12 protein-coding genes are annotated in these 13,492 nt (G+C 63.8%); 2 read left to right on the plus strand and 10 right to left on the minus strand.

Features of this window, described 5'->3' with window-relative positions; genetic code table 11:
* Window positions 1–24: 24 nt before the first annotated feature.
* The 6 genes from BV82_RS13830 to BV82_RS13855 all read right to left on the minus strand — a co-directional run bounded on the left by BV82_RS13830 (window position 25) and on the right by BV82_RS13855 (window position 6,719).
* Window positions 25–1,047, minus strand: coding sequence for an ABC transporter permease (locus BV82_RS13830; protein ID WP_036995668.1), 1,023 nt, complete (start codon window positions 1,045–1,047; stop codon window positions 25–27).
* Complete coding sequence (locus tag BV82_RS13835) at window positions 1,047–2,105, minus strand: microcin C ABC transporter permease YejB (RefSeq protein WP_010226516.1); 1,059 nt, start codon at window positions 2,103–2,105, stop codon at window positions 1,047–1,049. Before BV82_RS13835 ends, BV82_RS13830 begins: the two co-directional genes overlap by 1 nt.
* Window positions 2,102–3,955, minus strand: coding sequence for an extracellular solute-binding protein (locus BV82_RS13840; RefSeq protein WP_036995666.1), 1,854 nt, complete (start codon window positions 3,953–3,955; stop codon window positions 2,102–2,104). The genes BV82_RS13835 and BV82_RS13840 overlap by 4 nt, the downstream gene beginning before the upstream one ends.
* Before the next feature lie 95 nt (window positions 3,956–4,050).
* On the minus strand, window positions 4,051–4,332 hold the full coding sequence (locus BV82_RS13845; protein WP_010226518.1) for a peptidylprolyl isomerase: 282 nt from the start codon (window positions 4,330–4,332) through the stop codon (window positions 4,051–4,053).
* 111 nt (window positions 4,333–4,443) lie between these two features.
* Window positions 4,444–5,505: a 3-deoxy-7-phosphoheptulonate synthase gene (locus tag BV82_RS13850; protein WP_036995664.1), complete on the minus strand. Its 1,062-nt coding sequence runs from the start codon at window positions 5,503–5,505 to the stop codon at window positions 4,444–4,446.
* Window positions 5,506–6,053: 548 nt separating this feature from the next.
* Entirely contained in the window at window positions 6,054–6,719 is a 666-nt protein-coding gene (locus BV82_RS13855; protein WP_010226520.1) for a response regulator transcription factor, read from the minus strand.
* Between the two features lie 162 nt (window positions 6,720–6,881).
* Between BV82_RS13855 and BV82_RS13860 the strand changes: the two genes are divergently transcribed.
* Window positions 6,882–7,508, plus strand: coding sequence for a response regulator transcription factor (locus BV82_RS13860; RefSeq protein WP_010226522.1), 627 nt, complete (start codon window positions 6,882–6,884; stop codon window positions 7,506–7,508).
* Here BV82_RS13860 and BV82_RS13865 read toward each other — a convergent pair.
* Both BV82_RS13865 and exaA read right to left on the minus strand, forming a co-directional pair.
* Entirely contained in the window at window positions 7,505–8,143 is a 639-nt protein-coding gene (locus BV82_RS13865) for a pentapeptide repeat-containing protein (protein WP_010226524.1), read from the minus strand. The two genes, BV82_RS13860 and BV82_RS13865, sit on opposite strands and share 4 nt — an antisense overlap.
* 111 nt (window positions 8,144–8,254) lie before the next feature.
* Window positions 8,255–10,126: a quinoprotein ethanol dehydrogenase gene (gene exaA / locus BV82_RS13870; protein WP_036995662.1), complete on the minus strand. Its 1,872-nt coding sequence runs from the start codon at window positions 10,124–10,126 to the stop codon at window positions 8,255–8,257.
* A 260-nt stretch (window positions 10,127–10,386) separates the two neighbouring features.
* On the opposite strand from exaA, the gene pedF reads away from it, so the two are divergent.
* Window positions 10,387–10,824, plus strand: a complete 438-nt coding sequence (gene pedF / locus BV82_RS13875; protein ID WP_010226528.1) for a cytochrome c-550 PedF — start codon at window positions 10,387–10,389, stop codon at window positions 10,822–10,824.
* Window positions 10,825–10,908: 84 nt separating this feature from the next.
* On the opposite strand, the gene BV82_RS13880 is transcribed toward pedF, so the two are convergent.
* Together BV82_RS13880 and BV82_RS13885 are read right to left on the minus strand one after the other, a co-directional pair.
* Window positions 10,909–12,060 (minus strand): acyl-CoA dehydrogenase family protein, encoded by a 1,152-nt coding sequence (locus BV82_RS13880; protein ID WP_010226529.1) that lies wholly within the window; start codon window positions 12,058–12,060, stop codon window positions 10,909–10,911.
* A gap of 16 nt (window positions 12,061–12,076) precedes the next feature.
* Complete coding sequence (locus BV82_RS13885) at window positions 12,077–13,147, minus strand: enoyl-CoA hydratase/isomerase family protein (protein ID WP_036995660.1); 1,071 nt, start codon at window positions 13,145–13,147, stop codon at window positions 12,077–12,079.
* Between the last annotated feature and the right edge of the window lie 345 nt (window positions 13,148–13,492).

Here is a 13,492-nt window from a genome sequence, read left to right on the forward strand (position 1 = left end):
GCTCCGCCGGAGGTAAAGCTGCGATTATGCCCGTGGATCGAAGGCTTCGCGCAAGGCATCGCCAATGAACACCAGCAGCGACAGGATCAGCGCCAGGGCAAAAAACGCGGTAAAGCCCAGCCAGGGGGCCTGCAGGTGCTGTTTGCCCTGGGTGACCAGCTCGCCCAGCGAAGCGCTGCCGGCGGGCATGCCGAAGCCGAGAAAATCCAGGGCGGTGAGGGTGGTGATGGCACCGGTGAGAATGAACGGCAGGTAGGTCAGGGTGGCATTCATGGCGTTGGGAAAAATGTGCCGCAGGATCACCCCGCGGTCCGGCAGGCCCAGGGCGCGGGCGGCCAGCACGTACTCGAGGTTGCGCCCACGGAGGAACTCGGCGCGCACCACATCCACCAGCGCCAGCCAGGAAAACAGCGCCATGATCCCCAGCAGCCACCAGAAGTTCGGCTCGACAAAACCGCTGAGGATGATCAGCAGGTACAACACCGGCAGGCCCGACCAGACCTCCAGCAGGCGCTGGCCGATCAGGTCGACCCAACCGCCGTGATAGCCCTGCAAGGCGCCGGCGGCGATGCCGATCAGCGTGCTGATGGCGGTCAGCGCCAGGGCAAACAGAATCGACACCCGGGTGCCATACAGTACTCGCGCCAGCACATCCCGGGCCTGGTCGTCGGTACCCAGCCAATTGACCGTGGACGGGGGGCTGGGCGTGGGTACCAGCAAATCGTAGTTCGGCGTATCGGCGCTAAAGGGCACCGGTGCAAACAGCATCCAGCCCTTCTGGCCCTCGATCAGTTGGCGTACGTACTGGCTGCGGTAATCCGGCTGGAACGGCAACTGACCGCCAAACTGTTGCTCGGTATAGCGCTTGAACGCCGGGAAATACAGCTGCCCCTGATAACCCAGCAGCAACGGCTTGTCGTTGGCCACCAGCTCGGCCCCCAGGCTCACCAGCAACAGCAGGCCGAACAGCCACAACGAAATCCAGCCGCGACGGTTGCGCCGAAAACGCTGCAGGCGCCTGAGTGAAACCGGCGACAGGCGAAGCATCAGCGTGCCCTCGTGGCAAAATCGATACGCGGGTCGACCAGGGTGTAGCACAGGTCACCGATCAGCCGTACCAGCAGGCCAAACAGGGTGAAGATGAACAGTGAACCGAACACCACCGGATAATCCCGCGACACCGCCGCCTCGTAGCTCATGCGCCCCAGGCCATCGAGGGAGAAGATCACCTCGATCAGCAGGGAGCCGGCAAAGAACACGCTGATCAGGGCCTGGGGGATGCCGGCCACCACCAGCAGGATGGCATTGCGAAACACGTGCCCGTACAGCACTCGCTGCTCGCTCAGGCCCTTGGCCCGTGCGGTGATCACGTATTGGCGGGTGATCTCGTTGAGAAAGGCGTTCTTGGTCAGCAGGGTCAGGGTGGCAAAGCCGCCGATCACCAGCGCGCCGACCGGCAGCACCAGGTGCCAGAAGTAGTCGGCGAGCTTGCCCAGCAGGCTGAGCTGGTCGAAGTCTTCCGAGACCAGCCCGCGCACCGGAAACCAGTTCAGCGAAGTGCCGCCAGCGAACAGCACGATCAGCAGCAGGGCGAACAGGAACGAGGGCAGGGCGTAGCCGATGACGATCAGGCTGCTGCTCCAGGCATCGAAGGCGCTGCCGTGGCGCACCGCCTTGCGAATCCCCAAGGGGATCGACACCAGGTAGGTGATCAGGGTGGCCCAGAAGCCCAGCGACAAGGTCACCGGCATCTTCTCCAGAATCAGATCGGTGACCTTGGCACCGCGAAAGAAGCTGGCGCCGAAGTCCAGCCGGGCGTATTGCGTGAGCATCAGCCATAAGCGCTCGGGCGCCGACTTGTCGAAGCCGTACTGGCGCTTGATGTCTTCCAGCAGTTTGGGGTCCAGGCCGCGGCTGGCGCGTGAGCTGGTGTGCAGGGTTTCGGCGCTGGCCCCGGGCGCACCGCCGCCGATCCCCTGCAGGCGTGCAACCGCCTGCTCGACCGGGCCGCCCGGCGCGGCCTGGACGATGACGAAATTGACCAGCAGGATGATCAACAAGGTCGGGATGATCAGCAGCAGACGGCGCAGGATGTAGCCGATCACGGCGGGCTCCCCAGGCGCTCGGCCATCTGTGCGTTGGTCAGCGGCGTCGGGCTGACTTCCCACCAGCTGTCCAGGCCTTCGTCGTAGCTCGGCTGCACCTCGGGCAGGCCGAAGCGGTTCCACCAGACGGTGGATGAGCCAGGTGGGTAATAGTTGGGAATCCAGTAGTAGTTCCAGCTCAGCACCCGGTCCAGGGCATGGGCATGACGCAGCATGTCAGCCTTGCTCGCCGCCTTGACCAGGCCGTCGAGCAGACGGTCCACGGCCGGGTCCTGCAAGACCATGTAGTTGTTCGAGCCAGGGTCGCTGGCCGCCGCCGAGCCAAAATAGTTGTACAGCTCAAGCCCGGGCGACGGTGATACCGGATAGCCGCTGACGATCAGGTCATAGTCGCGGGCCATCAGGCGGTTGACGTACTGCGAGGCGTCGATACGGCGGATTTCCAGGGTGATGCCGATCTGCGCCAGGTTGCGCTTCCACGGCAGCAGCAGGCGTTCGAAACCGGCCTGGCCATTGAGGAAGGTGAACGTCAGCGGTTCACCCTGGGCGTTGACCAGTTGATCGCCCTGGGGTTTCCAGCCAGCCGCCTCGAGCAGTGCCAGCGCTTGCAGTTGCTTGTCGCGAATCAGCCCCGAGCCGTCGGTGCGCGGCGCTTCGAACACCTGGTTGAAGACCTCGTCGGGCACCTGCCCGCGCAACGGTTCGAGCAACTTGAGCTCCTGCACATCGGGCACGCTGCGCGCCGCCAGGTCACTGTTGGCGAAAAAGCTCTGCTGGCGAATGTACAGGTTGCGCATCATCTGCCGGTTGCTCCACTCGAAGTCCCACAGCAGGGCCAGCGCCTGACGCACCCGACGGTCCTTGAACACCGGCCGCTGCAGGTTGAAGACAAAACCCTGGGCGGTCTGCGGTGCATCCTTGGCCAGGTGTGCGCGCTGCAGGCGGCCATCGTCCAGCGCCGGGCTGGCGTAGCCGAGGGTATAGGCGGTGGCGGAGAACTCGCGGTTGTAATCGAAACCGCCGCCGCGCAGCACCTGACGCGCCACCTCGGTGTCGCCGAAGTACTCGATGCGCAACTGGTCGAAGTTGTAGCGGCCACGGTTGACCGGCAGGTCGCGGGCCCACCAGCTTTTGTCGCGCTCGAAGGTGATGCTGCGGCCGTTGTCGACCCGGCCGACCTTGTACGGGCCGCTGCCCAGCGGTGCTTCGAAGCCTGCGCCATTGGCAAAGTCGCGGTCTTTCCACCAGTGTTCGGGCAGTACCGGCAAGGTCGCCAGGTCCAGGGCCAGGGTACGGTTCTGGTTGCTTTTGAAGTGGAAGATGATCTGCCGCGGGTTTTCTACCTTGACCCCATCAACGTCGGCGAACTGGGTACGGTACCTGAGATTGCCCGCATGCATGAACAGCTCGAAGGTGTAGCGCACATCCTCGGCGCGGATCGGCTGGCCATCGGCAAAGCGCGCTCGTGGGTCAAGATAGAAGCGCAGCCAGTACCCGTCGGGATCGCGCTCAAGCTTTTGCGCCACCAGCCCATACACCGTGTAGGGCTCGTCCTGCGAGCGCACGGCCAGCGGCGAGTACAGCCAACCATCGACCTCGGCAACGCCGATGCCCTTGTCGATATAGGGAATGAGGTGGTCGAACTGGCCGATCTCGATGGCCGAGCGGCGCAGGCTTCCGCCTTTGGGCGCGTCGGGGTTGGCGTAGCTGAAGTGCTGGAAGCCAGCCGGGTAGCGTGGCGCTTCATCATAGACGGTCAAGGCGTGACCAGGGGCTGACGTGGCAGCGCACGACCAGGCAAGGGCCAGGCCGAAGATCAACAACAGCAAGGGGAAGGGAGCAATTCGCATGCGCCTGACCACCTGAACCACGACTGTGGCTGAAGCTTAGCAGGTCACCTGGGCAAACAAACCGGCCCTGGGGGGGCCGGTTTGTACAGCAGCGATCAGTCCTGACGGCTGGTCACTTCCAGCAGGTGATAACCGAACTGGGTCTTCACCGGGCCTTGCACGGTGTTGACCGGTGCGCTGAACACCACGGTATCGAACTCCTTGACCATCTGGCCCGGGCCGAACGAGCCCAGGTCACCGCCCTGGCGGCTGGACGGGCAGGTGGAGTTGGCCTTGGCGATCTCGGCGAAATCGGCGCCGGCTTCGATCTGGGCTTTCAGTTCATTGCACTTGTCTTCGGTGGCAACCAGGATGTGACGGGCAGTGGCTTTGGCCATGGGAGTGGCTCCTTGGGGTAAAACCCCAAGCCTAACGCAAATGTGGTTTCGCCGCACCACCGACGGCCTGGAGTGGGAGCGGATGAATCCGCTCCTACCGTTGTGGGCGGCTCACAAGCGCTCGGCCGCCTCACGCAGCAAGCGTTCGGTCGAATCCCAGCCCAGGCAACCATCGGTAATCGACACACCGTACTTGAGCGGTTGCGCGCCCAGCGCCTGGCAGCCATCGAACAAGTGACTTTCAAGCATCATGCCGACCAGCGAGGTGTCGCCCTGCAGGCGCTGCTCGAGCACTTCGTTGAACACCGCCGGTTGGCGCAATGGGTCCTTGCCGCTGTTGGCATGGCTGCAATCGACCATGATCCGCGGCGACACACCGGCCTTGGCCAGGCCCTGACGGGCCAGGGCGAGGCTTTGGCGGTCGTAGTTCGGGCCCTTGTTGCCGCCGCGCAGCACCAGGTGGGTGTCAGGGTTGCCCAGGGTTTCGACAATCGCCGGGTAGCCTTGCACGTCCATGCCGAAATGCCGATGGCTGTGCGCGGCGCTGCGGATCGCATCGCAGGCAATGCCAACGCCGCCGTCGGTGCCGTTCTTGAAGCCGACCGGCAGGCCCAGGCCGCTGACCATCTCGCGGTGAATCTGCGATTCGGTGGTGCGTGCGCCAATCGCCGCCCAGCTCAGCAGGTCATCGAAGTAACCGGCGGCCATGGGGTGCAGCAGCTCGGTGGCAACCGGCAGGCCGCGCTCGAGCATGGCCAGCATCAGGCCGCGGGACAAGGCGATGCCGCCGTGCATGTCGTCGCTGCCATCGAGGTGCGGATCGTAGGCCAGGCCTTTCCAGCCGACGGTGGTGCGCGGCTTTTCGACGTAGGCGCGCATTACCAGGAGCATCTGGTCGCTGACGTCGATGGCCAGGCGCGCCAAGCGCTGGGCGTATTCGCGGGCCGAACGGGGGTCATGGAGCGAGCAGGGGCCAACGATCACCAGCAGGCGTTGATCTTCGCCATCGAGAATGGCACGTACGGCCTGGCGATGGGCTTCGACCTGGGCGGTGAGGGCAGGGGTAAGCGGCATTTGCTGCTTGAGCAGCAGCGGGCTCGGCAGGCGTTGGCTGACGGCGCTGTTGGCAGCAGTGGGTTCGGACAGCGGCAGAGCGAGGTTGGACGATTGCATGTTCTGGTTCCCTGGGCGGATGGCGGGGTCTGGCCCGCGCTGTCGGCCCTATCGAGGTGTTCGACAGATGGCCGGATTGGCGTCATGTGTGTGCGTGCCACCAACAAGTGACCGATCGGAGGCGGCAGGCTGGCCCGAACGGGATTGGCTAAATCGCCAGGCGCTAAAGCTTGGGTAAGGGTGGTAGGTGACGTAGTTCATGTACTGTTCCTCAATGTGATTCGCTAGTTGCCGGGGGCCTGAAACGCAAAACCCCCGGTCGGGGAGCCGACCGGGGGTTGAGTATTCTCGTGTTCGGCGGCCCCTTGAGTGTGGGCGCCGGTGTGGGTATCAGCGGCGCCTGTGGCTAAACCAATACCCAAAATAAAATCGAGCCGGTGAGGCCGTCGCGCACTCGACAGCCGCCACAGGGCGCGACAAGCGACCGGTGCTGCAAGCGTGAGTGAGGGGTGTGTGCGACATGTGACTCTCCAGTTGATGTTCCCGAGCTTACTTCAGGCGTTACCGTGGTTTCAATGGCTAATTTGCATGAATGCGATATGCCAGGGCTATCGCCGCAGGTAGGCGGTGAAGTCGATGTCGCCGGCACTGAGGATCGCCTGCACGCGGTTGTGCACATTGAGCTTGCGCAGAATCGCCGACACGTGAGCCTTGACCGTGGTTTCGGCGATGTCGAGGTTGTAGGCGATCTGCTTGTTCGACTCGCCCTTGGTCATGCGTTCGAGCACCAGCAATTGCTTGCGGGTCAGGGCCTGCAGCAGTTCCGGGGCAAAGCCCTGGTGTTCGCCCTGGCTGCGCCGGTGGCTGCTCTTCTGGGTGCGGATGATGTCTGGCGGCAGGTAGACGTTGCCGTTGAGGATCTGCTCGATGGCCTCGGTCATCTGCGAGCGCGGCGAGGATTTGGTGATAAAGCCGACGGCGCCGTAAGTGATGGCCTGCAGTACCACCTGTTTGTCCTGTTCGGCCGAAACGATCACCACCGGGATGGTCGGTGCCTCGTTGCGCAGGTTGATCAGCCCGCCCAGGCCGTGCATGCCGGGCATGTTCAGGTCGAGCAGGATCAGGTCGAGGTCATCGTGATCGCCGGTGATCGCCAGGGCACTGTCGAGGTCGGCGGTTTCCATCACCTCGCTGCCGGGAAAGCCATCGCTGATGACATTGTGGATGGCCTCGCGAAACAACGGGTGGTCGTCGGCGATCAGAATCTTGTACATGGCTTTGCACCTTATTGTTGTGGTTGTGCTGCACCCCTTCATTACAGGCCAGGTGCAACGCTTTGGGAATGCGACCATCGACAAGTAAAACAGTACCAAAGTAGTAGTCGAGCGCCCAGGCGTGCGTTCTAGCATGGGATAAAACTGCAGGAGCACCACGCCATGGCCATTTTGCTGGTCGACGATCACCCCATGCTGCGCCTGGGGCTGGCCGCTACGCTGCAACAGGGCCTGGACGGCATGCCGATCATCGAAGCGGCCAGTGGTGAAGAGGCCCTGCACAAGGTTGGCGAGCAGTTGCCGGGGCTGGTGCTGATGGACTTCGGCCTGCCCGGCATCAGCGGCCTGGAAACCACCCGGCGCCTGCGCCAGCGCTGGCCGCAGCTGCGCGTGCTGTTTTTCAGCGAGCATAGTGATCTTGGCCTGGTACGTCAGGCCATGGCGGCGGGCGCCTGTGGCTTTCTGTCCAAGGCGGCGGGGCCTGCGGTGTTGCTTGAAGCGGTACGCCGGGTGCTGTCCGGGCATGCCTACATCGAGCAGGCGCTGGCCACCGACCTGGCCTGCCAGGGGGGCAGTACGCGCCTGCAAGGCTTGAGCCTGCGCGAAACCGAAATTTTCCTGATGCTGGCCAAGGGCATGCCGACCCGGCTGATCGCCGAGCAGTTGTGCATCAGCGCCAAGACCGTATCCAACTGCCTGACCCTGCTCAAAAGCAAATTGCAGGTCGCCTCACACGCCGAAATGGTGCACCTGGCGATTGAGGCGGGCCTGCTGCGTATCGCCGCTTAGTCCCAGGTTTTCGGGCAACCCTGGCAACCTTCCATGTTGCTGTCCTGAAAGTTGGCGTAATGCTGGCGGCTGCCGCGCAGGTCGGCCTGCTCCAGATTGCTTTCGCCGAACTTGGCTTCTTGCAGGTTGGCATCGGCAAGGTTGGCGCCCTTGAGGTCGGCCTTGCTCAACCAGGTCATTTCCAGGTCGGCGGCCTGCAGCTTGCTGCGGTGCAGTTTGGCCCCGGAGAGGCGGGCGAATTCCAGGTAGGCGGCGCTCAAGTCGGCGTTCTCGAAGTTGGCGCCCTGGGCGAACATGCCCCAGGCCTGTACCGCAACCAGCTTGGCGTCGCGCAGGTCGGCCAGGCGCAGGTTGCTTTGCTGCAGGCTCGCGCGGGTGAGGTTGGCGCCTTGCAATTGGGCTTTTTCCAGGTTGGCCAGGTCCAGGCGCGCATGGCGCAGGTTCGCCCCGCGCAGGTCGGCACCGGCCAGGTTCATCTTGCGCAGGTCCTGGTTGCTGAGGTCGGCATTGCGCAGGTTGGCATTGGGGCATTGGCTTTCCTGGGCGATGGTGCAGCCGTTGATGGTCAAGGGCGTGTCGTCGTCGGCGAGGGCAGGGGTGCAGGCCAGGGTGAGCAGTAGCGGGAGGTATTTCATGGGGATCTCCTGGGGCTGGGCGATAGCAATCGCTGGCAAGCCAGCTCCCACAGGGTTTGGTATGCACCGATCCACTGTGGGAGCCGGCCTTGCCGGCGAGAGGGCGTCAAATCAGCGCTGGGCCGTCTTGGTGTCCCAGGCGGGGATCTTGAACACCCAGAACGAGCCACCCTGGGCCACCGGCTTGGTCAGCTCGGCCATGTCGCCGCCCCACAACGGCACCGCGCCGCCGTAGCCGACGGTCACGCCGATGTATTGCTCACCGTCCTGTTCCCAGGTGATCGGCGGCGAGACGATGCCGCTGCCGGTCTGGAATTTCCACAGCTCCTCCCCGGTCTTGGCATTGAAGGCCTTGAAGTAGCCGTCACCGGTACCGGTGAACACCAGGTTGCCCTTGGTCGCCAGTACCCCGGCCCACAGCGGCAGGCGTTCCTTGTGCTCCCAGACCATCTTGCCGGTGGTCGGGTCCATGGCGCGCAGCGAGCCGACGTGGTCCTCGTACATGCGCTTGATGCGAAAACCCATGCCCAGGTAGGCCGAGCCCTTCTTGTAGTTGACCTCCTCGGTCCAGTATTCCTCTTTCCACTGGTTCGACGGCACATAGAACAGGCCGGTGTCCTGGCTGTAGGCCATGGGGTTCCAGTTCTTGCCTCCGAGGAACGGCGGCGACACTTCCACCGGCTTGCCCTTGGTCTGCCCTGGCTCGGGCTTGGCCGGGCGCTGGCCGGGGTTTTCTACCGGGCGGCCGGTCTTGAGGTCGATATGGCTGGCCCAGGTGATGTTGTCGGCGAACGGGAAGGCGTTCTTCAGCTTGCCGTTGGTGCGGTCGACCACGTAGAAGAAGCCGTTGCGGTCGGCATGGGCGGTGGCCTTGTACTGCTTGCCGTCCTTGTCCTTGTAGTCGAACAGCACCAGTTCATTGTTGCCGGAGAAGTCCCAGGCGTCATTGGGCGTGTGCTGGTAGAACCACTTGACCTCGCCGGTGCTCGGGTCGACGCCGACCTGGCCGGAGGTGTAAAGGCTGTCGTAGCCGTGCGGGTTGCCGTCTTTGGACGTGCGCGCCCAGGTGTTCCAGGGGCCCGGGTTGCCGGCGCCGACAATGATGGTGTTGGTCTCGGCATCGAAGCTTGCGCTCTGCCACGGGGCGCCGCCGCCATGGCTCCAGGCCTCGACCTTGCCGGACTCGGTGCTCGGGTCGTTCGGCCAGGACGGTGCCTTGACGTCGCCGGTGGGGGTGCTGTCCTTGCCGTTCAGGCGGCCCATGTGGCCTTCGACGAAGGGACGCATCCACACCTCGTCGCCGGTTTCCGGGTCGCGGGCGTACAGTTGGCCGACCACGCCGAACTCGTCGCCGGAGCTGCCGTGAATCAGCAGCACCTTGCCGCTCTTCTGGTCCTTGATCAGGGTCGGGGCGCCGGTCATGGTGTAGCCGGCGCTGTGGTCGCCGAACTTCTTCTTCCACACCACCTTGCCGGTGTCCTTGTTCAGGGCAATGACCTGGGCGTCGAGGGTGCCGAAGTAGATCTTGTCGCCATAGATGGCGGCACCGCGGTTGACCACGTCGCAGCACGGGCGAATGTTGTCCGGCAGGCGATGATTGTAGGTCCACAGGCGCTTGCCGGTCTTGGCATCGAGGGCAAATACCCGCGAATAGGAGCCGGTGACGTAGATCACCCCGTCATTGACGATGGCCTGGGACTCCTGGCCGCGTTGTTTCTCGTCGCCAAAGGAGTACGACCAAGCCGGAGTCAGCTTGAACACGTTCTGGTCGTTGACCTGGGCCAGCGGGCTCCAGCGCTGGGCATTGGTGCCCATGCCGTACTGCAGCACGTTGCTGGTGCTCTTGTGGTCGTCGGCGATGTCTTCCCAGCTCACCGGTTTCGCCAGGGCATGCGGGGTCAGGGCCAGGCTGCCCAGCAGGAGGACGGTGTGCACGGCGGCAGACAGCGGAGAAAGCGCGGCGGGTAACGATCTTATTGTCATGGTTGGAGTTCCCAATGAAGGTTTTGGCCTGCATAGACTGGAACGCCAAGGGCGCGATCGATACGGAAAAACTCCCGGTCTTAGCGGGAAAACTTCCCAATCCGGGCATGATTTGGCACTGCCCCACAAGCGCTACTACCAAGGGAGGAGGCTGCGACCACCAAAGCAGCATGGGGCCCTTGCCAGGGCCTTCCTAAGATGCCGGCACAACCTTTCAGCCGAGAGGTTCTTGCGTGCAAACAGCAGTCGAGGGCAGAACAATGAAAACAGCAAAACACGCCTGGTTGAGCCTGATCGTCGGTGTCGGCCTGATGAGCAGCGCCGGGGCTTTCGCCCATGGCAACGTCACGCCGACCGCGGTCAATACCGGTAACCTGGAAAAGCTCGGTGATCAGTGGCGCGCAGAAAACCCTTACCGCAACAGCAAGGACCATGACGAGGCGGTGTCGATCGGCGCTTCGGCCTATAACCAGAACTGCGCCGCCTGCCACGGCCTGGAGGCCAAGTCCGGTGGCATCGCCCCGGATTTGCGCTTGCTTGACGAAGGCGCTGCCGGTGATGAGTGGTTCGTCGAGCGGGTGCGCAACGGCGCGGTACGCGATGGCCGGGTGTACATGCCGAAGATGGCCGACTACCTGAGCCAGGAAGCACTATGGGCGGTGCGCAGCTACCTCGACAGCGTGCATGTCGAAGAGTGACTGCAGGAGCGGGCTTGTCCCGCGATGCGATATCACTGTTGAATCGCTATCGCGGGACAAGCCCGCTCCTACAGTAGGTCGTGATTACAGGGTGTAGTGCTTCAACTCCCGCGCAATCAGCATGCGCTGAATCTCGCTGGAGCCTTCGTAGATCTGGGTAATGCGCGCATCGCGGTAATAGCGCTCGACCGGATAATCCTCCAGATACCCATAGCCACCGTGTACCTGAATCGCCTTGGAACACACCCGCTCGGCCATCTCCGAAGCGAACAGCTTGGCCTGTGAAGCCTCGCTCAGGCACGGCTTGCCGGCGCTGCGCAGGCGCGCGGCGTGGAGGATCAACAGCCGCGCGGCGTTGATCTGCACCTGCATGTCGGCCAGCAGGTTGGCGATGCTCTGGTGCTCGTTGATCGGCTTGCCGAACTGGATGCGATCGCGTGAGTACAGCAGCGCCGCCTCGAACGCCGCGCGGGCAATGCCCAGGGCCTGGGCGGCAATGCCGATACGGCCGCCTTCGAGGTTGGACAGGGCAATGGCCAGGCCCTTGCCGCGTTCGCCGAGCATATTGGCGGCGGGGATGCGGCAGTTGTTCAGGGTTACCGCGCAGGTGTCGGAGGCGCGGATGCCCATCTTGTGTTCGCTGCGATCGACCACGAAGCCTTCGTTATCGGTGGGCACCAGAAACGCTGAGATGCCTTTTTTGCCCAGCTCCGGGTCGGTCACCGCGAAGACGATGGCAAGCCCGGCGCGGCGGGCATTGCTGACGAACTGCTTGGCGCCATTGATCACCCAGTGATCGCCCTGCAGTTCGGCGCGGGTGCGCAGGTTGTGGGCCTCGGAGCCGGCCTGCGGTTCGGTCAGGCAGAAGCAGCCGATCACTTGCCCGCTGGCCAGGCGTTCGAGCCAGGTCTGTTGCTGCTCGGCGCTGCCGTAGGCGAGCAGGGGGCCGCAGCCCACCGAGTTGTGGATGCTCATCAGTGCGCCGGTGGCGCCATCGCCGGCGGCGATCTCCTCGACCGCCAGGGCGTAGGCGACATAGTCGGTGTAGCTGCCGCCCCATTGCTCGGGCACGACCATGCCGAGCAGGCCCAGCTCGCCCATCTTCTGCACCACGCCATCATCGATCCAGCCGGCCTTTTCCCAGGCCTGGGCATGGGGGGCGATCTCGCCGCGGGCGAAATCCCGAGCCATGTCGCGGATCATGATCTGTTCTTCAGTCAGTTCCAGGTCTTGCATCTGCGTACTCCAGGCCTCACAGGCCTTCGAAGAATTGATCCACGCGCTGGCGGTTGAGGCCGGCGAGGGTGGTGGGGTTCCAGCGTGGCTGCTTGTCCTTGTCGATGATCAGTGCGCGCACGCCTTCGATCAGGTCGCCATGCTCGAACCACTGGCGGTCCAGGTGCAGTTCCATGGCGAAGCAGTCTTCCAGGCCCAGGTGGCGGCCACGGCGCAGCATCTCCAGGGTCACGGCCATGGCCAAAGGCGAGCGGCTTTCCAGCAGGTCGGCGGTTTTCACCGCCCATTCGTGGCTGTCGGCCACGGTGACTGCCCGCAATTGCTCTACGATACTGCCGACATCGGCCAGGGCGAAGAAGTGATCGATGGCCGGGCGCAACCTGGCCAATGGCGCGTCTTCGAGCACCTGGGTGCCAAGCTTGGCCAGCACGCTTTGCAGGTCCTTGAGCGGGTGTTCGCCAAAGCTCAGGGTGTCGAGGCGTTCATCGAGGCTGGCCAGCTTGCTGCTGTCCAGGTACCAGTCGGCCAGGCCGCAGTACAGCGCATCGGCCGCCTGCACCTGTACGCCGCTGACCCCCAGGTAGGTGCCCAGCTCGCCAGGAATGCGCGAAAGAAAATAACTGCCGCCGACATCCGGGAAGTAGCCGATGGCGGTTTCCGGCATGGCCAGGCGGCTGCGCTCGGTGACCACGCGCAGATCGGCACCCTGGGCCAGGCCCATGCCGCCGCCGAGGGTGAAGCCGTCCATCAAGGCGAGGATCGGCTTGTGGTAATGGTGGATGCACAGGTCGAGGGCGTATTCCTCGACGAAGAAATCCCGGTGCAGGCTGTCGCCGGCCTTGTAGCTGTCGTACAGCGAACGGATGTCGCCGCCGGCGCAGAAACCTTTCGGGCCTTCGCCGCGCAGCACCACGGCCTGCACCTGCGGGTCACTGGCCCAGGCATCCAGGTGGCGTTGCAGGCTGCGCACCATGTCCAGGGTCAGGGCGTTGAGGCCGGCGGGGCGGTTGAGGGTCAAGTGACCGATATGGTTGCGAACCTCGGCCAGTACATGGGCGTCGGTTGGCGCTTGAGCGTGCGCGGTCATCGCTGTCTCCCTGCTTTGTTATTGATTTTCCACGTGTTTTAACACGGTCTGGATAGGCGCTAGAGGATCGAAGGATCCTATCAGTGCAAAATTGCCCAATACAATCCGTAAATCTGCAGGCTGAGTCTGCATTTTTGCATGGCCGATTGCGCCTAACGCACCGGGTCTTGCCACTTTAGCCTTGTGGCACCGGTGGGCAAGGGCTTAGGTCAGAGGAGTAGTTCCGCCTGCGGGGAGCCAGGCCCGCGCCGCCAAAGCAGCACCCGGCCGGTGCCAAGGCAGCGTATGGCTGCCTGGCGAGGGTTTCGATAATCGCCTCCGACATTCGTCCCCCCGTTTGCGGAG

This window comes from Pseudomonas donghuensis (assembly GCF_000696345.2).
GTDB lineage: Bacteria > Pseudomonadota > Gammaproteobacteria > Pseudomonadales > Pseudomonadaceae > Aquipseudomonas > Aquipseudomonas donghuensis.